This window comes from Zobellella taiwanensis (assembly GCF_003012795.1).
GTDB lineage: Bacteria > Pseudomonadota > Gammaproteobacteria > Enterobacterales > Aeromonadaceae > Oceanimonas > Oceanimonas taiwanensis.
On the sequence record NZ_PXYH01000047.1, the window covers coordinates 1 to 1222 of the forward strand.

The following is a 1222-nucleotide window of genomic DNA, read 5'->3' on the forward strand; positions in this document are numbered from 1 at the left end:
GGCCGTAGTTGCTCAGCAAGGTCGCCGTCACCGTCGCCTGGGTCTTGTCCGCCGACGCCACCAGGCTCAGCCGCACCACCGGCTCGCCGTTGTCCCGGCCGACAATTTCGCTATCAGACACCCGCTCCCAGCTCAGGCTGGCATGCAGGCCCGACAGATCGTCACTGAAGGCCAGGCTGGCCAGCGGATCGGCCCCGGCACTGAAGGTCAGCACCGCGCTGTCGCTGTCCGCGCCCGCCGGGGTGCTGCCCGTGGCCAGGTTCTGGTCGTCCACCTGCAGGCTGATGCTGCCGCCCCCTACCGGGCCGGCGCCGTCGGCAATGCTGATCGTCTGCCCGGCCTCGTCGGTGTCCCGGTCGCCGTCGGTGGCCTGGAGGCTGAAGCTCAGCCCCTGGGCCTGACGATGGTCCAGGCCGGCCGCCGCCACAAACACCCAGGTGCCGTCGCCCTTGACCGTCAGGGTGCCCTTGCCGGTGTCGATCGCCTCGTCCAGGTCATACGCCTGACCGTCGAACAGCACCTGCGTGCTGGCGCCATCGGCCCCGGCCACCAGGCTCCAGCTACCATTGATGCGCTCGCCTTCCACCACCGTGGCCGGCCCGGCCACGCTCACGCTCGGCATGTCGTCCGAGACCGACAGGCTCACGCTGCCGCTCGCCTCGTCCCCGTCCAGGTCGGTGGCCACCACCGCCACCGTCCCCAGCGACTGCACGTCGTCCGCATCGATGCCCGGGTGCTGGCCGTAGTTGCTCAGCAAGGTCGCCGTCACCGTCGCCTGGGTCTTGTCCGCCGACGCCACCAGGCTCAGCCGCACCACCGGCTCGCCGTTGTCCCGGCCGACAATTTCGCTATCAGACACCCGCTCCCAGCTCAGGCTGGCATGCAGGCCCGACAGATCGTCACTGAAGGCCAGGCTGGCCAGCGGATCGGCCCCGGCACTGAAGGTCAGCACCGCGCTGTCGCTGTCCGCGCCCGCCGGGGTGCTGCCCGTGGCCAGGTTCTGGTCGTCCACCTGCAGGCTGATGCTGCCGCCCCCCACCGGGCCGGCGCCGTCGGCAATGCTGATCGTCTGCCCGGCCTCGTCGGTGTCCCGGTCGCCGTCGGTGGCCTGGAGGCTGAAGCTCAGCCCCTGGGCCTGACGATGGTCCAGGCCGGCCGCCGCCACAAACACCCAGGTGCCGTCGCCCTTGACCGTCAGGGTGCCCTTGCCGGTGTCGATCGC

At 70.9% G+C, this 1222-nt stretch carries 1 protein-coding gene; it reads right to left on the reverse strand.

Features of this window, described 5'->3' with window-relative positions:
- The coding region (locus C7I36_RS17495) for a hypothetical protein (protein ID WP_219899690.1) at nt 1-1222 on the reverse strand (1222 nt) is incomplete at both ends.